Source organism: Pseudolysinimonas sp. 10J20-29 (assembly GCF_055809595.1).
In genome coordinates this window covers 2,582,613-2,604,254 of the sequence record NZ_CM147917.1, presented here as the reverse complement: position 1 = coordinate 2,604,254, position 21,642 = coordinate 2,582,613, and the positions used below count along the sequence as shown (strand labels likewise).

Here is a 21,642-nt window from a genome sequence, read left to right as displayed (position 1 = left end):
TCGCGGGGATGTGGGGGGCGCGGCGTGCGGGGTGGGACGCGCGCGGCGCGGGGTGGGACGCGCGGCGCAGGCTAGACGCGCAGGTCGAGGAACCCGGGGGCGGGGTTGCCGAAGCGGTGCGCGGTCACCGAGACCGCCTGCTCGCGCAGGAAGGTCAGCAGCTCGATGCGGCCCGCGGTGGTGACCGGTCCCGCCCAGAGGGCGACGTCCGGGTCGCCCGCGATCGCGTCGCGCAGCTCCGCGGCAAGCGCGCCCGCACTCGCACCCGCCCCCGCACCCGCACCCGCACCCGCACTCGCACCGGACCCGGCACCCGCCCGGTCCCCGGCACCCGCACCCGCGGGCGCGACGAGCCGGATGCGGTGCGGGCGCTCGTCGCGCATCCGCGCGATCCAGGCGGCGTCCGACTCGATCAGGATGCGGTCGGTGCGCAGCTCGCCGAAGTCGGCGTCAAGCAGCGGCACGAGCGTCGCCGGCAGCGGGCGCGAGGAGCTGATGGTGAGCGGCGAGCGCGCCAGCGCGGCGGCGGCCAGCAAGCGCGCGAACTCGGCGATCGACCCCTCGGCGGCGAGTCGCAGCTCGACCGCAGCCGGCCGGTAGCGCAGCACATTGCGTTCGACCCCGAGCTCGGAGGCGTCGCGCGCGACACCGAATTCGGCATCCCAGGCCTCCGCATCGCGGAGGGCGCCGCGGCGCACCAGGTCGAAGCCGACGTAGTCGAGCGCCGGCTGCACCGCCTCGACGACGGCGCGCACGCGATCGTCGAGGGCGTCGAGTCGCAGGTCGCCGTCCGGCTCCTCCGCGACCGGCTCCCAGTCGCCGAGCACGAACAGCGTGTTCGGGCCGCCCGCCTTGGCGCCGGTGCCGACGGAGGAGCGCTTCCACCCGCCGAACGGCTGCCGGCGCACGATCGCGCCGGTGATCGGCCGGTTTACGTAGAGGTTCCCCGCCTCGACCTCCGCGAGCCAGTGGGCGACCTCGTCCGGATCGAGCGAATGGATGCCCGCCGTCAGCCCGAAGTCGACATCGTTCTGCAGCGCGATGGCGTCATCCAGATCGGAGGCGGCCATCAGGCCGAGCACCGGCCCGAAGAACTCGACACGGTGCGTCGTGCTGCCCGGAGCGACCTGGTCGCGCACGCCCGGCGACCACAGTCGGTCGGTGCCGTCGAGCTGGCGCGGGCGCACCAGCCAGCTCTCGCCCTCGTCGAGCTCGGTGAGGGCGCGTTCGAGCTTCCCGTGCGGCGGCTCGACGAGCGGGCCGACGAGCGTCGCCGGGTCGTCCGCGGGGCCGACGGCGAGGCTGGCGACCGCGTCGGTGAGCTGGCGGCGGAAGCGCTCGGAGCGGGCCACCGATCCGACGAGGATCGCGAGCGACGCGGCGGAGCACTTCTGACCCGCGTTGCCGAAGGCGCTCTTCACCAGATCGCCGACGGCGAGGTCGAGGTCGGCGCTCGGCGTGATGATCATCGCGTTCTTGCCGCTCGTCTCGGCCAGCAGCGGCAGGTCGTGCTTCCAGGAGCGGAACAGCGCGGCCGTCTCGAATCCTCCGGTGAGCACGACGCGACCGACCTCGGGCGCGGTGACCAGCTGCTGCCCCAGCTCGCCCTCCTCGACGTCGACGAGGCTGAACAGGTCGCGCGGAACGCCCGCCTCCCAGATCGCTTCGGCGAGCACCGCACCGGAGCGCCGGGCCTGCGGGGCGGGCTTGAGGATCGCGGCGCTGCCCGCGGCGAGCGCGGCGAGCACGCCCCCGGCGGGAATCGACACCGGGAAGTTCCAGGGCGGGGTGACGAGGATCACCCCGGCGGGCACGAAACGGGCGCCCTCGACGGCATCCAGGTCGCGGGCGCGCTCGGCGTAGTAGCGGGCGAAGTCGACGGCCTCGCTCACCTCGACGTCGGCCTCGGCGACGGTCTTGCCGGTCTCGGCCGCCATCACCTCGACGAGTCGGCCGCGGGACGCCGCGAGCGCGTCCCCGACGCGCTCCAGCAGGGCGGCGCGATCCTCGGTCGACGCGCTCCCCCAGTCGCGCCCCGCACGGGCGGCGCGGCTGAGACACGCGCGCAGCGCCTCCTCGGTGTCGATCCGCGCGTCCTCGAGCGCTGCCGTCCCGAGCGTCGTGTGCAGGCTGCGCTCGAGCGCCGCCGTCGCCCACGCCCGGTTCGGGGCGCGCGAGGGGTCGGTGTCGGGCTCGTTGTCGAACGGCCGACGGCTCCACGGCAGGTCGGGCGTCATCCGGTTCTGGGTGCGCATCGACTCCGGGATCGCGGCGTCCAGCAGGGCGAGCGCGGAACGGAAGCGGCGGGCCTCGCGCTCGAAGATCGCCGGGTCGTCGAGCTCGAAGGCCCCGGAGAGGAAGTTCTCGGTGCTGGAGTTCTCCTCCAGTCGGCGAACGAGGTAGCTGATGGCACTGTCGAACTCGTCGCCGTGCACGACGGGGGTGTAGAGCAGGATGCCGCCCGACTGCGCGCGCAGCGCCTCCTGGTGCGCGGAGGCCATGCCGAGCAGCATCTCGATGTCGACCCGGTCGGTGACCCCGCGCTTCTCGGCGAGCAGCCACGCGAACGCCAGGTCGAAGAGGTTGTGGCCGGCGACCCCGACCCGCACCGCCTCGGCGTTGCGCGGCCGCAGCGCGTAGTCGAGCAGGCGCTTGTAGTGCGCGTCGGTCGCGGCCTTCGAGGGCCAGGTCGCGAGCGGCCAGCCGTGGATCGCCGCATCCACCCGCTCCATCGCCAGGTTCGCGCCTTTCACGATGCGCACCTTGATGCCCGCACCGCCCTCGCGGCGGCGGTTGCGCGCCCAGCCGGTGAGCTCTTCGAGCGCGCCGAGCGAGTCCGGGAGGTACGCCTGCAGCACGATCCCGGCCTCGAGCTGGCGGAACTCCTCGCGCTCGAGCAGCCGCGTGAAGACCGCGATCGTGAGGTCGAGGTCGCGGAACTCCTCCATGTCGAGGTTGATGAACTTGGCCGTGGGTGCCTGGGCCGCCTGCCGGTAGAGCGGAACCAGCCGCTCGATGACCCGGTCGACGGTGTGCTCGAAGCCCCACATCGACAGCTGGCTCACCACCGAGGACACCTTGATCGAGACGTAGTCGACGTCGTCGCGGGCCAGCAGCGCGCGCGTGCCTTCGAGCCGGCGCTCCGCCTCGCGCTCCCCGAGCACCGCCTCGCCGAGCAGGTTGACGTTCAGTCGCGCTCCCCCGTCGCGCAGCTTGGCGAGGGTGCGCCCGAGACGCCGCGGATGCGCGTCCACGACGAGGTGACCCACCATGCGGCGGAACACGGCGCGCGCGATCGGAACGATCGGCCAGGGCAGCAGGATGCCGAACCCTCCCCCGACCACGACGGCGAGCCGGAGGAACCAGGGCAGGAAGTCGGGAACCTGACGCGACAGCGCTTCGAGGTTGCGGGCCGCGATGCGGAGGTCTTCGGGCCGCACCACGCGGTCGACGAAGCCGATCGTGAATTCGAGGCCCTGCGGGTCCTGCAGCAGCCCGGCGAGCCGCTCGGCGTTCGCGTCGGCGCGGTGGCCGGCGCTGCGGCGCAGCCAGCGCTCGACGAGGTCGATCGTCTCCTCGGCCGTCGGAAGCTCGGTCGCAAGTTCGGGTTCCGGCACCATGGAGTCGAGAATAGGGCGCGCGGATGCGCCGCGGCCCTCTCCCGGCAACATTCGACGGAAACCTGCGGACCCTGCAATTCCGGGCCACCGCGCCGCGCCCGGCCGCACGTTTCCGGCGTGCCGCCGCGTAGCATGACGGCATGGCGGAGGAGGTCAGGCCCGGGGCGACGGGCACGGAGCGCGCCGACGTCGCCATCGTCGGAGGCGGCCACAACGGGCTCACGGCTGCCGCCTACCTGGCGCGCGCGGGTCTTCGCGTCGTCGTGCTGGAGAGGCTCGAGCAGTTCGGCGGTGCTGCCGTCTCGGTGGAGCCCTTCGCGGGCGTCTCGGCCCGGCTGTCGCGCTACTCGTACCTGGTGAGCCTCCTCCCCCGCCGGATCATCGCCGACCTGGGCCTCGACATCACGCTTGCCCGGCGCCGCTTCTCGTCGTACACGCCGGTTCCCGGCGAGGATCGGGGCCTGCTGATCGACACCGGCGATGCCGCCGCGACCGACGCCTCCTTCGCCTCCATCGGGGCCGGTGCGGATGCCGCGGCCTGGCGCGAGTTCTCGGCTGGCACCGGACGCCTGGCGCGCGCCCTGTTCCCGACCATGACCGAACCGCTGCCGACCCGCGCCGAGGCCCGCGCGCTGCTCGGCGACGACGCGCTCTGGAATGGACTCATCGCGGAGCCGATCGGCGCCGTGATCGAGAGCACCTTCGCCTCCGACCTGGTGCGCGGCGTCGTGCTGACCGACGCGCTGATCGGCACCTTCGCCGAGCCGATCGACCCCACCCTGGCGACCAACCGATGCTTCCTCTACCACGCGATCGGCGGCGGCACGGGCGACTGGGATGTGCCGGTCGGCGGCATGCAGAGCGTCAGCGGGGCGCTCTGGCGGGCGGCCCTCGACGCGGGGGCGGAACTGCGCTCCGGCGCCGAGGTGACGAGCATCAGCCCGGACGGCGAGGTCGAGTACACGCAGGGCGGCACGGATCGCAGGATCGTCGCCCGCACGGTGCTCGCCAACGTGACCCCCTTCGAGCTCGCCCGTCTGCTCGGCGAGGACGCCCCGCGCGCGGAGGGTGCGCAGGTGAAGGTCAACCTGCTGCTCTCCCGCCTTCCGCGTCTGCGCGAGGCGGGGGTCGATCCGGCCGCCGCGTTCGGCGGCACCTTCCACGCGAACGAGGGCTGGGCCTCCCTCGGCTCAGCGCATGCGGCGGCGAGCTCGGGCCGCGTGCCCGATCCGCTGCCGCTCGAGATCTACTGCCACTCGCTGACCGACCCGACGATCCTCGGGCCGGAGCTCGCGGCCAGCGGGGCGCACACGATGACCGTGTTCGGGCTGCAGGTGCCCGACCGGCTGATCTCGGCCGAGAACAACGACGCCCGGCGCGCGGAGCTGGAGGCGGCGGTGTTCCGCTCGCTCGACGCGGTGCTCGGCGAACCGCTCGCCGGGCTGGTGCTGCGCGATGCGGAGGGCCGCCCGTGCGTCGAGACGAAGACGACGCGCGATCTTGAGCTCGCCCTCGGCATGACCGGCGGCAACATCTTCCACGCGCCACTCGACTGGCCGTTCCTCGACGACGACGCTCCCCGGGCGAGCGCCGCGGAGCGCTGGGGCGTCGCGACCGCCCACCCGCGCATCCTGCGCTGCGGCGCGGGCGCTCAGCGCGGCGGCGGGGTCAGCGGGCTCGGCGGCCACAATGCCGCGATGGCAGTGCTGGAGACTGTCTAGTAACTAGACAAGCGAGTCTTCATCCCACACGCTCGGCGCGGGACGGCGGGTCCCGGGCAGGCGCACGTGGGCGGCCCACTCGTGCAGCCACTCGGGCACCCGGAAGTGCTCGGGGTCGATGCCGGTGACCTCCGCCAGCTCCTCCGTCGGCACGGTGCCGCCGGCATCCCGCAGGAAGCGCGCCTGCACGAACGCGCGCGCGTAGATCTCCCCGTCGACGACGAAGCGCTGCTCCATGTAGACGCAGCGGTCGTCGAGCCCGAGCAGGCGGGACTCGATCTCGTAGCGCTGCCGGAACGTCAGCGACTTCCGGTAGGTGATGGTCTGCGCGGTGACGACCGGATACATCTTGGCGGCGCGCAGCCGCGCCCACACCCCGGTGCGGACGACGAGCTCCTGACGGGCGTGATCGAGCATCGAGAGGTACACGCCGTTGTTCATGTGCCGCAGCTCGTCGATGTCGCCGAGCATCACACGGCGCCGCACCCGCCCGACGTGCTGCGGGTCGATGGGAGGCAGCTGCGGGGCGCGCACCGCGAGCCAGGCGAGACGGCCGAAGCGACGAAAGGGATTCACCCCGGCAACGCTAAACGCGGCGACCGCGGTGCGCGAAACGTCTGTGACTGCACGACAGTCGGGGGCGGCTCTCAGCGCGCGCGGTTGTCGACGATCGTCATGCGCGGCCCGCGACGCTCGTAGCCGATCCCTGCGGCCTCGATCAGACGCACCACGCGCTGCCGATGGCCGCGCCACGGCTCCAGGAGTTCGAGCATCCCGTCGTCGTCGACGTCGCGGCCGCGCACCGCGTCGCCGAGCAGGGCCGCGCCGACCCGGCGACTGACGTGGTAGTCGCCCACGCTGACGTGGTCGGGGTCGCCGTGCGAGCGCTGCACCACCTCGGCGGCGGTCCACACCCCGATCCCGGGAACGGTCGTCAGTCCGGCCGCCGCGTCCACGGCCGAGCGGCGCACGAGTCGCTCGAGCGAATCGCCGAGCTGCACGGCGCGCATCACGGTGTCGGATCGCTGCGGCCCCACCCCGGCGCGGTGCCACTCCCAGCTCGGCACCCGGCGCCACGTCGCGGCGTCCGGCGCGACGCGCATCCCCTCGGGCGCGGGCCCCGGGGCGGGCTCCCCGTGCCGACGCACCAGTTCGCGCCAGGCTCTCTTCTGCTCCACGCCGGTCACCTTCTGACCGAGGATCGTCGGAACCAGGAACGGCAGGATGCGGTCGGCTCGCCCGTGCCGGAGCCCCCGGAACCGGCGGTGCAGTTCGGCGACCAGCGGATGCCGCTCCGGCTCGAACCCGTCCTCGTCGTCGTCGGCGCCGAGCAGTCGCGGAACCGTGTCGAGCGCCTCAGCGGCCCCGGCGCCCCACGCGAGCGCGTTGACCGCACCCGAGGACTCCCGCAGCGCAGCGTCGCGGTTCCGGTCGGGGTGGACAGCGCCAGCCACCAGCCCTCGGGCGTGCGTCGCACGCACGGGTCGGTGCGCCCCTGGCCGAAGTGGCCGAGCGTCAGCGCCAGCCGCACCTCGCGATCGGGGGTGTAGCGCATCCGGAGCGGTTCCATTGCGAGGAGCCTAGGCCCGGCCCCCGAGAACGACGAAGGGGCGAGCCAGTGGCTCGCCCCTTCGCACGCTGCCAGCCCGGAGGCGGCAGCGTCATGACATCAGTAGCCGACCGTGGTGAAGGTCGCCGCGCTCAGCGCGAAGGTCGCGATGAAGATGATGAGGCCGAGCACCATGAAGATGATGCTGAGGATGATGCCGACCTTCGCCGGGGTGTTGGGAACGCCGGCGGCCTTCGACTGGTTGGCCGCGACGATGCTCAGGATGAGGCCGAGCAGGGGGAACAGGAACGCCAGCACGAGGCCGACGATGCCCAGGGTCTTGCCGGGAACGGCGGGGGCAGCGGCGGGAACGACGGGGTCAGTCATGACTCTCCTCTAGGTCTCTTACAGCAAACTGAGTGACATTCGGTGCCACTCGCCGACGACACTAGCGAGGTTCGCGCACCGCCGCGACAGGTATTTGCTACCTATCCCGCGTCGCGGATGCCGCGAAACACGGCATGATGGACCGTGATGAAGATCGGAATCTTGACCAGTGGGGGCGATTGCCCCGGCCTCAACGCGGTCATCCGCGCGGCCGTGTTCACCGGCACGAAGCTGCACGGCATGGAGTTCGTGGGCTTCAAGGGCGGCTGGCGCGGCGTCGTCGAAGGCGACACCATGCCCCTCGGGCGTCCCCAGGTGATGGGCATCTCCAAGCAGGGCGGCACCATTCTCGGCACCTCCCGCACCAACCCCTTCGAGGGGGGCGGCGCCCCGCGCGTCGCCGAGGTGATGGAGGAGCAGGGCATCGACGCGCTCATCGCGATCGGCGGCGAGGGCACGCTCGCCGCGGCGAAGCGCCTCACCGACGAGGGCATCCAGATCGTCGGGGTTCCGAAGACCGTCGACAACGACCTGTCGGCCACCGACTACACCTTCGGCTTCGACACCGCGGTGCAGATCGCGACGGATGCGATGGACCGTCTGCGCACCACCGGCGACAGCCACGGGCGCTGCATGGTCGCCGAGGTCATGGGCCGCCACGTCGGATGGATCGCCCTGCACTCGGGCATGGCCGCCGGCGCGCACGCGATCCTGATTCCCGAGCAGAAGACGAGCATGGACCAGATCATCGAGTGGGTGCAGTCGGCCCACGATCGCGGTCGCGCCCCGCTCGTCGCCGTCGCCGAGGGCTTCAAGCTCGACACCATGGACGACGCGCACTCGGAGCGCGGTCTCGATGCCTTCGGGCGTCCGCGACTCGGCGGGATCGGCGAGCTGATCGCCCCCGAGATCGAGGAGCGCACCGGGATCGAGACGCGCGCCACCACGCTGGGTCACATCCAGCGCGGCGGCACGCCGACCGCCTACGATCGCGTCCTCGCCACCCGCTACGGCATGGCGGCGGTGACCTCGGTGCTCGAGAAGCACTGGGGCCGCATGGTCGCGCTGCGCGGCACGCAGATCGTGCACGTTCCGTTCGAGGACGCGCTCGGCCGCCTGAAGACGGTGCCGCAGAGCCGCTACGACGAGGCCGCGGTCCTGTTCGGATGAGCTTCCGCGCGATCCGCGTGACGCGCGCCGCCGACCGCGGCGCGCCGAACCGGGTCGCTCTGGTCGACCTGCCCGACCTCGCCGCTGCGCCGGCCCCGGGCGACGCGCTCGTCGACGTCGAGTACTCGAGCCTGAACTTCAAGGACGCGCTCGCGCTCACCGGACGGCCCGGAATCGTCCGGGTCGCCGAGCTGACGGCCGGCATCGACCTCGTCGGCGTCGTGCGCGCCTCGGCGTCGGACCGCTGGCAGGTCGGCGACCGGGTCGTCGTGAACGGCTACGGGCTCGGCGAGACGGAGCCCGGCGGCCTCGCCGAGCGGGCCCGCATCGACGGCTCCTGGGGAATCCGACTGCCCTCGCGGATGACGAGCCGACAGGCCGCGGCGATCGGCACGGCAGGCTACACGGCGGCGCTCTGCGTCGATCGCCTCGCCCAGGCGGGACTCGGCGACGGGGCCGAGGTGGTCGTCACCGGCGCGGCCGGCGGTGTCGGCACGATCGCGCTGCTGCTCGGCCGCGCGGCGGGGTGGCGGATGACCGCCGTCACCGGGCGCCCCGAACTGGCGGACGGGCTCCGCGCCCTCGGCGCCGCCGACATCCTCGATCGTGCGGAGCTCTCGACCGCCGGCAAGCCGCTGCAGTCGGCGCGCTGGGACGGCGCGATCGACGCGGTCGGCGGCGACATTCTCGCGAACGTGCTCGCCCAGACGCGCCCCGGCGGCACGGTCACCGCGTGCGGCAACGCCGCCGATGCGTCGCTGTCGACGACGGTGATGCCGTTCATCCTGCGCGGGGTGACCCTCGCGGGCATCAACTCGGTGGAGCCGCCGCACGCGGTGCGGGCGGCCGCCTGGGAGCGGCTCGACCGCGACCTGGATCTCGACGCCCTCGACGCGGTGACCGAGGAGATCGCGCTCACCGAGGCGATCGACGCGGCGAGCCGGTTCTTCGACGGCGGCGTGGCAGGTCGCCTCGTCGTCGACGTGCGCCGCTGATCGGCGACGTGCCACACTGACGCCATGACGGATCCGTTCGCCTTCACGGGCGCCCTGCTCGCGGGCGGGGTCTTCGCGGCGGTCGCCGCGGCGATCCACGTCGCGATCTTCGTGCTCGAGAGCGTGCTCTGGATGCGCCCGAGTGTGCGCCGGGTCTTCGGCGTCCGCAGCGACGCCGACGCGGCGGCGATTCGCCCGATGGCCTTGAATCAGGGGTTCTACAACCTGTTCCTCGCGGTCGGTGTGCTCGCGGGACTGCTGCTGCTCGCCGCGTCAGCCCTCGCCGTGGCGGGACTGGCGATCACCGTCTTCGCGACGCTCTCGATGCTGCTCGCCGCGCTCGTGCTCGTCGTCTCGCAGCCGCGACTCTGGCGCGCCGCGCTGATTCAGGGGGCGGCACCGCTGCTGGCGCTGCTCGCGTTCGCGCTCGCGACGCTCGGCTGAGCTCAGCTGTCGCGGACGTACTCCTCGAGCGCCTCGAGCATCGACTCGACGGTCTTCTCCTCGGCGATCACGTGCACCGGCAGGCCGACGGCGCGGGTGTCGAACGCGGTGCGCGGTCCGATGCACGCGACGATCACCGACTCGGGCAAGGGCGCCAGCTGCTCGGCGATCTGACGCGCGACGCTTCCCGAGGTGACCAGCACGGCGCGAATGCGCCCGCTCGCGACGTCGGCCGCGACCGACGAGGCCACCGGAACGCCGACCGTGCGGTAGGCCGAGACGAAGGTCGCCTCGAAGTTGAGGCGCGCGAGTCCCGCCACCAGGGTGGGATCGCTCGCGTCGGATTGCGGCACGAGCGCGCGGCCGCGCACATCGCCCACCGGCCACTCGGCCACGAGTCCGCGTGCCGAGTTGTCGCTCTGCGGAACGAAGTCGACGTGATAGCCGGCGAAGGTGAGGGCCTGCGCCGTCGTCTCGCCGACCGCCGCGACGCGCGTGGTCTCGGGCAGGCGGATGCCGTGACTGATGAACACGTCAACCGTGGTGGCGCTCGACACGACAAGCCAGTCGAACTCCCCCGCCTCGAGCCGACGCAGCTCGGCGGCCAGGACGTCCGGGGTCTCGACGCTGGCGAAGTTGACCAGCGGGGCGATCACGGCGATTGCGCCGTGCGCGCGCACGGTGGCGGCGACGCCGTCGCCCCACCGTCCGCCGCGCGGCACGAGGATGCGCCACTTCGCCAGTTCGCCGGAGGATCTCACTCGACCATCCTCCCGCGTGCGCCGCGCCGACGCGAATCGATCAGTCGTCGCTGAAGATCGCCCAGGCGACGAGACCGACGGCGATCACGGCCACCGCCGCGGCTCCGATGATCCACGGAACGGGGTTCTCCTTGTAGGCGGCCACCGCCTTGTCGCTCAGCTCGCCGACCCGCTTGGGGACGTTGACTCGATCTTCGATCGCGTCCAGCGTCTCCGCGAGCTCGTGGCGGGCCTTGGCAGCGGCTGCTTTTGCGTCAGACATGCTCATGGGGTGGTGCCTCGCTTTCCGATTCCTTGAATTGCTCTGAGGTCGCGCTTCCAGCTCTCGACCGACTCCGTGGGGACGGGCGGGATGCCCCGCATCAGCACGCGATAGCCGATGAATCCGACGATCGCGGCGATGATGAGCAGCACCAGCGCCACGAGGAGTGCCGCCAGCCACCCGGGCATCACGAGCGACAGCGCCAGGATGGCCGCGGTCAGCAGCACCCCGAGCATCGCCAGCAGCACGAGCGCCGCGCCGGCCAGCAGGCCAGCGCCGATCCCGATCGACTTGAACTTGGCGATCAGCTCGGTCTTGACGAGCTCGATCTCGCGCTGCACGAGCGCGGTCACCTGATCTGGCAGCTCGGCGATCAGGGTCAGGAGTCCCCGCCGCGGGGAACGAGTACGGGTATCAGTCATGGGTTCACCCGGCGCCGCGGCGCCTAGCTCGACTTGGCGGTCGACTTCGAGGAGGAGCTCGACGTCGCCGACTTCTTGGCGGCCGGCGTCGCGGACTTCTTGGAGGAGACCTGCGAGACGACCTTCTTGGCGTTCTCGGAGACGAACTCGGCGACGTCCGGCGCCTTGTCCTTCACGAAGGTCTCGACGGTGTCGACCTGGCGCTGCACGCGCGGGTCGTTCCAGAACTTCGCGGCGGTCGACTTGATCTGCTCGTAGCGCTCACGTCCCGCCCGAGTTCCCAGCACATAGCCGACGCCGAGTCCGGCGACGAACAGAATCTTGCCTCTCACGATGGTTCCCTCCCACGGGTGTGTCTCGAGTCACGGCGGACTCAAGCGTTCAGGTCTGGTTCCAGCGTCCTCCACGAATTGCATTCCGTCAACGGAATACCCCGAAGAGTCACGGAAGATTCAGGATGCGAGCAATCAGCATGCTATGCGGGCGCTGACAGAGCCGCCCGCTCGCGCACGCGGGCCCGCAGCGTGTGCCGCGAGCCCGCGTCACGGCAATCGGACACCCTGCCCCTCGAGTCTCAGCTCTCGAGAGGCAGGGGCCGAGTCATGTCCCTAGCTCTGGGCCTGTGCCCGGCGACGTGCCGCCAGGAGCACCGCACCGGCAAGCAGGAGCGTCGCGGCAAGACCCAAGGATCCTGCGGCCACCGCGCCGGTCAGCGCCAGAGTGGGAAGGTCACCGCACGTGGACGGTGTCGCAAAGGTGTAGGTCCACGTGTAGGGCAGCTCGCGGTCGCCCGCGAATCCGGCGCCGACCGCCGGGGACGCGGTGATCGTGACGGTGCCCGCGGACGAGACCGTGAAGGTTCCGCCGCTCGTGAACGGCGTTCCGCCGTTCACCGTCCACAGGATCGCGTCCGGTTCGCCCTCCTCGTTGCCGAGGGTGTACGAGCCGCCGCCCGAGCAGTCGAGCTGCGCGAACGACACCGTCGGCGTCACGACGCCCAGCGTGGGCGGGCAGAACCCGTCGGTCTGGAACGCGTGCTCCCACGTCGAGGTGCCGGTGAGGCGGTAGCCCTCGTCGGCGTGGGCGGTGATCTGGACGTGGCTTCCCGGCGCCGCCGAGTAGGTTCCCGGTTCGATCGGCGTCGCGGTGGCGCCGTTGATCGAGACCGTGTACGTCACGTGCTCGGCCGCGACGACGGTGTAGCCCTGATCGAGGACGCCGCCGTTGATCTCGTCGCAGAGGTCGTTCCAGGCCACCGGGTCGCCCGGCACCGAGATGTCGGTGAGGCAGTCCGGGTCGGCCATCGTGTACTCGCCGAGCACGATGCGGTCCACGTCGCCGGGGAGCACGTAGCCCGCCCCGTCGGCGACCGCGATGACCGTGAAGGTGGTCCCCGGTGCGACCGCGTGGAAGCCGGCGGCGACGCCGGTGGCGACGCCATCGCCGATCTGCACGAGGTAGGTCACGTTCGCCGTCGCCGGGATCGTGTAGCCGCCCTCGGTCTGGGCGCCCGGCGTCGACTCGTCACACAGCACCTGCGTGATGGTCGGGTCCACCGGGGTGACCTCGATGGTGCAATCCCCGGCGGAGGAGAAGGTGTGCTCCCACTGCTCGAGAACGGCGCCGGTCACGGTCTTGAGCGCCCGCAGCGTGACGGTGATGTCGGTCGAGGTGGGGTTCACGTTGTGGACGCCCGCGGCGACGTCGCTCCAGGTGCTGCCCTCGAGCACCTGGTAGGTCACGCCGGAGGCCGCCGTGATCGTGTAGCGCGCCTGGCTGCGCTCGCCCGGCGTCACGCCGGTGCACTCCTCGTCGGTGAACGACGGGGCGACCGGGGTGACGACGATGATGCAGTCGCCGGCACTGGAGAACGTGTGCTCCCAGCTGTCCAGCACCGCGCCGGTCGAGGTCGTGACTGCCCGCAGCTGCACCGTGATGTCGGACGACGTCGGGGTGACGTCGTGGACGCCTGCTCCGATGCTGTTCCACGTGCCGCCCTCGAGCACCTGGTAGGTCACGCCGGAGGCCGCCGTGATCTCGTACGAGGCCTGCGTGCGGTCACCGTCGGTGACGCCCGTGCACTCCTCGTTGACGAAGACGGGGGTGACGGGCTCGGGGTCGTCGCAGCCCGCGGCGCTGAAGACGTACGGTCCCCAGGTCGTGGTGCCGCCGAGCACGTAGCGCGTCTCGTCGTAGCTCGGATCCAGGACCGCTCGGATCGACACCGTGGAGCCGGTCGTCGGGGTCACCTCGCCCGCCGGAGCGTCGGCGAAGGCGCCGCCGTCACGCGAGACCTGGTAGACGACGCCCGCGGTGGTCGGGATCGTGTAGGTCCCGTCGGTCGGGGTGAAGTCGACGCACCGCGACAACTCGACGGTCGGAGTCGTCGGAATGATCTCCGTCGGCGCGCACGCCTCGGGGAAGTCGTACTTCGGCTTGATCGTCAGGTAGTTCTTCTTCTCGTAGCCGTTGCTCCAGCGCGCCGTGAGCTCGAGCTTCTTCTCGACCGCGTCGGTCATGTACTCGGTGACGACGAGCGTGCCGCCGGCGGCGATCGTCGTGCCGACGGGGACGAGGCTCGTGTCGCTGGACTCGATGATCGTCTCGGATCGACTGCTCTCCGAGTTCTCGATGGTCCAGGTGATCTTGAAGGTGGCCTCGTTGTCTGTGCTGCAGACGACGCTCGCGCTGATGGTGTTGTGGTGCGCGGCGCTGGGGCCGGCGACGACGGCGATGATGCCCGCCGCGATTGCCAGCGCGCCGAAGCCCGCGAGGATCTTTTTGAACATGGGGGATGTCCTTGCTGAGAGAGGGGGAGCGGCACCACCGCGCGCGGCGGCTCCGGGGGACGGAGCGCGCACGTTGATGCGCCGGATTCCGGCGGGGGAGCCGGAGAAGAGGGAAGGCGTGGGGCCGCAGGGATTCGGGACGCGGCCTCAGCGAATGGGGGACAAGACGTGAGAGATCGGGTCGGCACCTTTCCACGCCGCGAAGGCTGAGAGGCAACGCGTCCGGGGGTGAACGCGCTCTTCGCGACGAAGTTTCACCAAGCTAGCAGGTCCTCACTTTGGTGGACAAGGCGTTCTGCGGGATTGGTGCCCGCGGCGTGCGGCGCCCGTTCTCAGCACGGGCGCCGCACGCCGCCGGATTCAGGGCTGCGTCACCGTGCGGCGACGAGCGAACATGAGCAGCCCGCCGGCGAAGAACATCGTCGCGGCGAGTCCGAGGGATCCGGTCGCGATGGTTCCGCCGGTGAGCGCGAGCGTCGGCAGGTCCCCGCAGACGCTGGGTCGCTCGAAGGCGAGGTTCCACGTGTAGGGAAGCTCGTCCTCCCCGGCGAAGCCCGCGCCGTCCGCCGGCATGGCGGTGATCGTCACGGCACCCGGCGTGGAGACGGTGAACGTGCCGCCGCCGGTGAACGTGGCGCCGCCGTTGACGCTCCACAGGATCGCGTCCGGGGTGCCCTCCTCGTTGCCGAGCGTGTAGGAGCCATCCGCGTCACACGTCATCTGCTGTGTCGCGACCGTCGGCGTCACCAGCCCCAGCGTCGGCGGGCAGAACCCGTCGGTCTGGAACGCGTGGTCCCAGCTCGTGGTGCCCGACAGCACGTAGCCGTCCTCGGCGTGCGCCGTCACGACGACGTAGTCGCCGGGCGCTGCGGAGTGGATGCCCGCCGCGATCGGCGTCGGGTCGGCGCCGTTGACGGACACCGTGTAGGTGACGTAGTCCACGGCGACGACCTCGAAGCTCTGCTCCGAGACGCCTCCGTTGATCTCGTCGCAGAGGTCGCTCCAGAACACGGGGTCGCCCACGACGATCTCGAGGCCGCAATCCGGGTCGGCGATCGTGTACGGACCGTAGAAGGTCGCCGTCTCACCCGGAGTGGTGATGTAGTAGCCTGCCGCCCAGTCGCCGACGGCCTTGATCTCGAACTCGTCGCCCGGGCTCAGCACCTGCAGGCTTCCGGTCGTCGCGGCGGTCCAGCTGCCGTCGTTGACCTTGACGAAGTAGCTGACGCCGGTGACGGCCGTCAGCGTGTACCCCGCGGTGCTGACCTCGCCGGGGGTTCCCGTGCACACGGCCTGGCTGATGGCCGGCTCGATCGGGGTCACCTCGGTGTAGCACTCCTCGTTCGGCTCGGAGAAGCTGTGCGACCACTCGCCGACCAGCGTCGACCCGCGGTAGGCCTTGATGGTCACCTCGGTCGTGCCGTCCGGCGAGGGCACCTCGTGCGCGACGCCGGCGGCGACGGTCACGTAGCTCGCGGACCCGATCTTCGCCTTGTAGGTGATGCCGTCCAGCGCGGCGAGGGTGAAGGTGCCGGTCGTGTCGTCGCCGGTGCCCTCGATGCAGACCGAGTCGGTGAACGTCGGGGCCGGCGGGGCGCACGGAGGCTGACTCGTCGTCAGCGCCGCCTCGATCGTGTAGCTGACGGTCTTCGTGGTCTCGCCACCCGGGAAGGTGTGGCCGTCGTTCGCGGTCGCCGTGCGCTCGTGGGTGCCGGCGGTGGTGACCGCGGCCGAGTTCCAGGTCGCGTTCACGATCGTGAACTCAGCGGTGCCGGCGACGCCGCACGAGGCGGGGGTGACGACGACGCTGGCCGCGGCGTCCTCATCCAGGCAGTCGGGCGACTTGACGAGCTTGTAGGTGAGGTTCCAGCCGGACGGCGACGGGAAGTCCTCCGCAGGCTGACCCGGGCCCGTCAGCACCTTGCCGTTGAGCAGCGAGGTGGTGGTGGCGCTCACGTCGTAGAGGTCGACCTGGTAGTAGGCGTCGCACGTCTCGAGCAGCTGGTCGTCGAGCTTGGACAGCTCGCTCGGCTCGCAGGTGTCGGTTCCGACGTGCGTGAAGTACGCCTGGGGCCAGGTCGGCGTCGTGGAGTTGACCCATCCGGGCATCTTCCACGCGACCAGGACGCAGCCGTCCGGGTCGACCGGCGGCTCCTCCGGCTCATCGACGGGCACCTGGCAGACGATCACGTGGCTGATCGAGTCCTTGACGGGGTGCACGAACGTGGCACCGGCCGTCAGGCCCGAGTCGTACACGTAGCTGCCGTTGACCAGGTCGCCGTTGCTGCTGCTGCCGGCCTTGATCACGACCTTGGACCACTCCCAGCCGTCGTCGGCTTCGGGGAGCGTGTAGGGGTTCGCCGCCGAGTTCTCGGTCGAGAAGCTCGGCTTCTCGCAGCTTTCGCCTTCGAGCGTCTGCCAATAGGCGGCGTGGTTGGAATCGGTCGCGGTCGCGGGTGCCGCGACGACGCCGACGATGCCGGCGCCGAGGGCCAGCGCCAATGAGGTTGCAAACAGCTTTTTATACATGTGGGGGAGGATTCCTTGCTGAGAGGATCCGCGTCCCGCGCGCAACACAGTGCATCACGTGGGGGACGTGGACAAGGGGGGCCTTGCCGCTTCGGCGAAATCAGTCACCGCGCGGGGGAGCGGGTGCCTGACCGGGATATCGACGAAGCCTCGCCAACGTAGCATGTCCGCAATTAGGAGGACAAGGCGTTGTCCACAGGTCCGGGCGCAGCGCGGCCCCGCGTCGCCGCGTCTCAGCTCACGGCGGCGGGACCGGACCGCCCGCGCGCCCGCGGCGCCCCCACCCGAGATCGAGCGGGGGCGCCGCAGGCTGCGTGGCCTCTCTACGGGCGGATCAGCGCCCGGCGCTGGCGAGCCAGCACGAGCAGCCCTCCGGCGAGGAGCAGCACTCCGCCGAACCCGAGCCCACTCAGGACCGACGAGTCAGTGCCCGTCAGCGCCAGAGTCGGCAGGTCGTCGCACGGCCGGGGATCCGTGAACTCGAGCTCCCATTCGAGAGTCGACCCCTCTTCACCCGCGAAGCCATAGCCCTCGGCCGCCGTGGCCGTCAGCCCGACCGTCTGAGTTCCGGAGATGTCGTAGCTGCCTTCGGTTGCCGGCAGGCCTCCGACCGTCCAGGAGACGGCGTCCGGGAAGAGGTCCCCGTCGAGCGTCTCAAAGGTCAGCGATCCATCCGCATCGCAGGTCGGCTGCGCCGAATCGACATCCACCGTCACGGTCGGCAGCGTGCACAGGTCGTCGAGCGTGAATTCGTGCGACCAGCGGGCGAGCCGCGGATGCTTCAGCTCGTAGCCGTCCATCGCATGCGCCTTGATCACCACGGTGTCGCCGATGTTGGCCGCAATCGGGATTCCGTAGGCCTCGGCCGGCACCACGCCCTGGTCGGCTCCGTTGAGCTTCCAGGTGAAGTACACGCCGTCCGTGGCGTAGACGACGAAGTAGCCATTGACCACACCGCCGCGCACCTGGTCATCGCAGTATGCGTCGTAGAACTTCGGCGGTTCCGGCACGATGCACTGACTCGCGTCGAGGACGTCGGGAATCGTGTACTCGAACTCCTTCTGGAGCGATCCGTCAGCGAACGCGTGGCCCGGGTTCGCCGTCGCCGTCCGCGTGTGCGTGCCCGGCGTCATGTCGGCCGGAGCGTCCCACGTGGCGTTGTGGATTCGGAACCGCACCGATCCCGGCTCGTCGCACGTCGCCGGCGTGGGGTTGGCTGCGGCCTGCGCGTCGCGCAGCTCACAGCCCGGAACGGTCGAGTCCAGCACGTCCGGGACGGTGTACTCGACCTCCTTGGTCAGCATTCCGCCCGCAAACGCGTGTCCGGGGTCAGCCGTCGCCGTCACGGTGTGCGTGCCGGGCGAGGTGGGAGGAGCGCTGTTCCAGGTCGCATACGCGATGTGGAACTCCGGGGCGCCCGGTGCGTCGCACGTGGCCTGCGACACCGTGACGCTGGCGGTCGCATCGTTCACGATGCAGTTGCCGTCCGGCGCGGTGACGGTGTGGCTCCACTTCCAGCTGTCATCGTTGCCCTGGAGCTCATAGCCCGGTAGCTCGACGGCCTTGATCTGGATGTAAGTGCCGACGGCAACGGGATAGGTTCCCGCACCGACATCGCCGTAGCCGCCGGTGCTGTTGAGACGCACCTGGTACTTCACGCCCGCGGTCGTCGGAATCGTGTAGCTGCCGTTGCCCCACTGGCCGGGATCCGTGCACTGAGCGTTCGCGAAGGCCGGAGCGGCGGGCACGACCGTCGGCTTGTCGCAGCCCGCGGCGTGAAGCAGCTGGTTGTACGGCGTCCAGTTCTGGCCCGGGTAGCTGCCGCTCACGCCCTGCTTGACGTAGTTGAACGGGGGAATGATGTCCTGCGCGTGTGCGCCGTGGCCGCTGGGCTCCAGAACCGCGCTGATGGAGATCTCGTTCTCGGTGTAGTTCGGTCCGCCCGTCTTGTGACAGATCTTGACCTTGCGGTCGGTGTCATCCGGCGGACACGGCTCGACGACCACCGTTCCGGTGTCGCGGTTCCACTGGTCGCCGTCGTGGGCGACCACGACCACCCGATAGCTGTGGGAGAGGCCGTCATCGGGGAAGCTCACGACGCGCGTGAAGCTGCGACCGAAATCCGAGTCCTCGACGACCTTGACGTCGTCGACGTAGATCACGACGGAGTTGTCGCCGCCGCGCTGATAGTTGGTCAGCTCAACTGTGACCGCCTCACACGTGTGGCTGATCTGAGCAGTGTGGGCGCTGGCCGGACCGGCCGTCAACGCAACGATGCCGAGCGACAGCGCAATCACGCTCAGCCCGGCAAGGAGTTCCTTGAACATGGGGGATTTTCCTTTGCTGAGAGGCGCCATGCCGCTGATGCTTCGCGGCTCGGGGGGACGCCAAGGCGGCGACGATGCTCGTCGCTGAGGGGGGCCGGTATCTCAGAGAACCGGGAGAGCAGACACGCGGCGAAGCCAGGGAGGGGAATCCCGCGCTCGCCCGTCTAGGGGGGTATCTAAGCCTTGTCCATCTTTGGCAATCGCCTTCCCACGCCGGGGAACCATCGGTCACGTACCGGTCGCACGCGACCAATCCGACGTAATCTCGCCACGGTAACAAGGGACTCAGCGCACTACCAGATAGACAGAACAGTCGCAAGTTCCGCTCACCTCACGGCGTGTCGCGTCCGGCATCGCTCCGCCGACGGACATGCAACGCGGCCCCGCGGTGCCATGTCTCAGCTCATGGCGGCGGGACCGCGTCACCCGCGCGTCCGCGGCTCCAGCGCATCCGTGGCGCTCCCGATCACGTTCGAGGGGGAGCGCCACGGGGCGCGTGGCTTCCTAGTGGTGGATCAGCGCTCGGCGCTGCCGGGCGAGGACGAGGAGTCCTCCCGCCAGCAGCACGCCGCTCGCGAATCCGAGCCCACTCACGACCGACGAGTCAGTACCCGTCAGCGCCAGCGTGGACAGATCGTCACACGGCCTCGGATCCGTGAAGTCGATCTCCCATTCGAGAGTCGACTCCTCTTCACCCGCGAACCCGTAGCCCTCGGCCGCCGTCGCGGTCAGTTCCACTGTCTGCGTTCCGGAGAAGTCGTAGCTGCCTTCCGAAGCCGGCAGACCGTTGACCATCCAGGAGACCGCGTCCGGGTAGAGCTCGCCATTGACGGTCTCGAAGGCCAGCGTTCCGTCCGCGTCACAGGTCGGCTGCGTCGAATCGACATCAACCGACACCGTCGGGAAGGTGCACAACTCGTCGAGTCCGAAGTAGTGCTTCCACTCGACACGGTGTTCCTTCAGCGTATAGCCGTCCATGGCGTGCGCCTTGATGACGACCTTGTCACCGACTTCGGTCGGAATCTGCACACCGTAGGCCTCCGGCGGAACCACGCCCTGGTGCACTCCGTTGAGCTTCCAGGTCAGGTACACGCCGTCGGTCGCGTAGACGATGAAGTACGGGTCGACGATGCCGTTCGGCACGTACTCGTCACAGTACGCGTCGAAGAACTCCGGCGGGGTCGGCTTGATCGGGCACGGACGCTCCGGTGCCTTGATCTTGTCGCTCCACTTCCAGTCGCCCTTCAGCTCGTACCCGTGGAGTGCCACCGCCTTGACCTGCACGTACGTGCCGGGCGCGACGTAGTGCTTGCCGGCCTCGACGTCCATGTACGGACCGTCGTGGTTGTAGCGCACCTGGTACTTCACGTGGTGGACCCGCGGGATCCAGTAGCTGCCGTCACCGACATGCCCGTCGTGCGTGCACTGCGCGTCGCGGAAGACCGGCGGCTCCGCCGTCACCTTCTTGTCGCACTTGTGGTCACGCCCGTCTCGGCTCTGCGACTGGGTGTTCAGGACCGAGTCGCTGACGTCCGAGTTCGGCCGCTGGTCATCGCGGTCGCGATCCTCGCAGTGATCGTTCGGCTTGTCGCACTTGTCGTCACGACCACCCGACTGCGTCAGCAGACCCGACTCCCCAGCACCCGACTTCGGGTTCTGGTGGTCACCGTCATGGTCATCGCAACGGTCATCCGGCTTATCGCACTTGTCGTCACGACCACCCGACTGCGTCAGCAGACCCGACTCCCCAGCACCCGACTTCGGGTTCCGGTCATCGCGATCGCGATCCTCACAGCGGTCATTGTTCTTCCCGTCGTCGTCCTTCTTGTCGCACTTGTCATCGCGATCGCGCGACAGGCTCGACAAGGCCGACTCGTCGGCATCGGAGTTCGAGTTCTGGTGGTGGCCGTCGCGATCCTCGCAGCGGTCGTCCTTCTTCCCGTCGTCCTTCTTTCCGTCGTCATCCTTCTTGTCGCAGTCGTTGTCGCGACCGCCCGACAGTGCGGAAAGAGTCGACTCGTCAACGGTGAACGACGGGTCGTCGTGGTGGCCGTCGCGGTCATCGCACCGGTCGTCCTTCTTCCCGTCGTCCTTCTTCCCGTCGTCCTTCTTGCCGTCGTCCTTCTTCCCGTCGTCCTTCTTGCCGTCGTCCTTCTTTCCGGAGTCGTCCTTCTTTCCGGAGTCGTCCTTCTTGTCGGAGTCATCCTTCTTTCCGGAGTCATCCTTCTTGTTGGAGTCATCCTTCTTTCCGGAGTCATCCTTCTTGTTGGAGTCGTCCTTCTTGCCGGAATCGTCCTTCTTGTTGGAGTCGTCGTTCACCGCGACGAGAGCCTGATCGGCGTCGTCGCTCTCATCTTCGCCGAGCAGCACTTCCGTGCCCTCAGCGTCGATACACAGACCGACCGTGACGTCATCACACGAGGGGATGACCGGGTCGTCTTGCGCGCTGGCCGTGCCGGCCGTCAACGCAACGATGCCGAGCGAGAGCGCGATGGCGCTCAGCCCGGCGAGGAGCTTCTTGAACATGGGGGATTCCTTCAGTGAAGGCGTCGCGCCGCAGCGAAGTCGCGGCGTGGGGGGACGCCGATGTCGCGACGAGATCCGTCGCAGAAATGGAGTGGCTCGCTGAGAGGAGTCGAATGAGACGTGACTCGACGGGGCGACGA

16 protein-coding genes are annotated in these 21,642 nt (G+C 70.0%); 4 read left to right on the top strand and 12 right to left on the bottom strand.

Annotated features, from left to right (window positions below):
• Window positions 1-71: 71 nt before the first annotated feature.
• A complete protein-coding gene (locus tag AC0L6Y_RS12620) occupies window positions 72-3,620 on the bottom strand; it encodes a bifunctional proline dehydrogenase/L-glutamate gamma-semialdehyde dehydrogenase (protein WP_473553184.1) in 3,549 nt (1,182 codons plus the stop codon).
• Window positions 3,621-3,760: 140 nt separating this feature from the next.
• Between AC0L6Y_RS12620 and AC0L6Y_RS12615 the strand changes: the two genes are divergently transcribed.
• The gene (locus tag AC0L6Y_RS12615) at window positions 3,761-5,341 is read left to right on the top strand and encodes a phytoene desaturase family protein (protein ID WP_473553181.1); all 1,581 of its coding nucleotides are present in this window, start codon (window positions 3,761-3,763) and stop codon (window positions 5,339-5,341) included.
• 3 nt (window positions 5,342-5,344) lie between these two features.
• Here the strand turns inward: AC0L6Y_RS12615 and AC0L6Y_RS12610 are convergent, their stop codons facing one another.
• The 3 genes from AC0L6Y_RS12610 to AC0L6Y_RS12600 form a co-directional block, all read right to left on the bottom strand.
• Entirely contained in the window at window positions 5,345-5,917 is a 573-nt protein-coding gene (locus AC0L6Y_RS12610; RefSeq protein WP_473553179.1) for an acyl-CoA thioesterase, read from the bottom strand.
• Between the two features lie 71 nt (window positions 5,918-5,988).
• Entirely contained in the window at window positions 5,989-6,795 is an 807-nt protein-coding gene (locus AC0L6Y_RS12605) for a DNA-3-methyladenine glycosylase family protein (protein WP_473553176.1), read from the bottom strand.
• A gap of 215 nt (window positions 6,796-7,010) precedes the next feature.
• Entirely contained in the window at window positions 7,011-7,277 is a 267-nt protein-coding gene (locus AC0L6Y_RS12600; protein WP_473553173.1) for a hypothetical protein, read from the bottom strand.
• A gap of 147 nt (window positions 7,278-7,424) precedes the next feature.
• Between AC0L6Y_RS12600 and AC0L6Y_RS12595 the strand changes: the two genes are divergently transcribed.
• The 3 genes from AC0L6Y_RS12595 to AC0L6Y_RS12585 are packed head-to-tail and all read left to right on the top strand — an operon-like array spanning window position 7,425 to window position 9,886.
• Window positions 7,425-8,447 carry a 6-phosphofructokinase gene (locus AC0L6Y_RS12595; protein WP_473553167.1) on the top strand — a complete coding sequence of 341 codons (1,023 nt, stop codon included), beginning with the start codon at window positions 7,425-7,427 and terminating at the stop codon, window positions 8,445-8,447.
• Window positions 8,444-9,442, top strand: a complete 999-nt coding sequence (locus AC0L6Y_RS12590) for an acrylyl-CoA reductase family protein (protein ID WP_473553162.1) — start codon at window positions 8,444-8,446, stop codon at window positions 9,440-9,442. Before AC0L6Y_RS12595 ends, AC0L6Y_RS12590 begins: the two co-directional genes overlap by 4 nt.
• Before the next feature lie 24 nt (window positions 9,443-9,466).
• On the top strand, window positions 9,467-9,886 hold the full coding sequence (locus AC0L6Y_RS12585) for a DUF1304 domain-containing protein (protein ID WP_473553157.1): 420 nt from the start codon (window positions 9,467-9,469) through the stop codon (window positions 9,884-9,886).
• Between the two features lie 2 nt (window positions 9,887-9,888).
• Here the strand turns inward: AC0L6Y_RS12585 and AC0L6Y_RS12580 are convergent, their stop codons facing one another.
• From AC0L6Y_RS12580 to AC0L6Y_RS12545, 8 genes are all read right to left on the bottom strand, one after another.
• The gene (locus AC0L6Y_RS12580) at window positions 9,889-10,647 is read right to left on the bottom strand and encodes a uroporphyrinogen-III synthase (protein WP_473553153.1); all 759 of its coding nucleotides are present in this window, start codon (window positions 10,645-10,647) and stop codon (window positions 9,889-9,891) included.
• Window positions 10,648-10,687: 40 nt separating this feature from the next.
• Window positions 10,688-10,909, bottom strand: a complete 222-nt coding sequence (locus AC0L6Y_RS12575; protein ID WP_473553149.1) for a DUF3618 domain-containing protein — start codon at window positions 10,907-10,909, stop codon at window positions 10,688-10,690.
• A gap of 2 nt (window positions 10,910-10,911) precedes the next feature.
• Window positions 10,912-11,331, bottom strand: coding sequence for a phage holin family protein (locus AC0L6Y_RS12570; RefSeq protein WP_473553145.1), 420 nt, complete (start codon window positions 11,329-11,331; stop codon window positions 10,912-10,914).
• Between the two features lie 23 nt (window positions 11,332-11,354).
• Complete coding sequence (locus AC0L6Y_RS12565; RefSeq protein WP_473553142.1) at window positions 11,355-11,663, bottom strand: hypothetical protein; 309 nt, start codon at window positions 11,661-11,663, stop codon at window positions 11,355-11,357.
• 276 nt (window positions 11,664-11,939) lie between these two features.
• Window positions 11,940-14,120, bottom strand: coding sequence for a hypothetical protein (locus AC0L6Y_RS12560; RefSeq protein ID WP_473553137.1), 2,181 nt, complete (start codon window positions 14,118-14,120; stop codon window positions 11,940-11,942).
• A 360-nt stretch (window positions 14,121-14,480) separates the two neighbouring features.
• Entirely contained in the window at window positions 14,481-16,649 is a 2,169-nt protein-coding gene (locus AC0L6Y_RS12555) for a hypothetical protein (protein ID WP_473553133.1), read from the bottom strand.
• 323 nt (window positions 16,650-16,972) lie between these two features.
• Window positions 16,973-18,976, bottom strand: coding sequence for a hypothetical protein (locus AC0L6Y_RS12550; RefSeq protein ID WP_473553127.1), 2,004 nt, complete (start codon window positions 18,974-18,976; stop codon window positions 16,973-16,975).
• Between the two features lie 504 nt (window positions 18,977-19,480).
• A complete protein-coding gene (locus tag AC0L6Y_RS12545; RefSeq protein WP_473553122.1) occupies window positions 19,481-21,502 on the bottom strand; it encodes a hypothetical protein in 2,022 nt (673 codons plus the stop codon).
• Window positions 21,503-21,642: the final 140 nt, after the last annotated feature.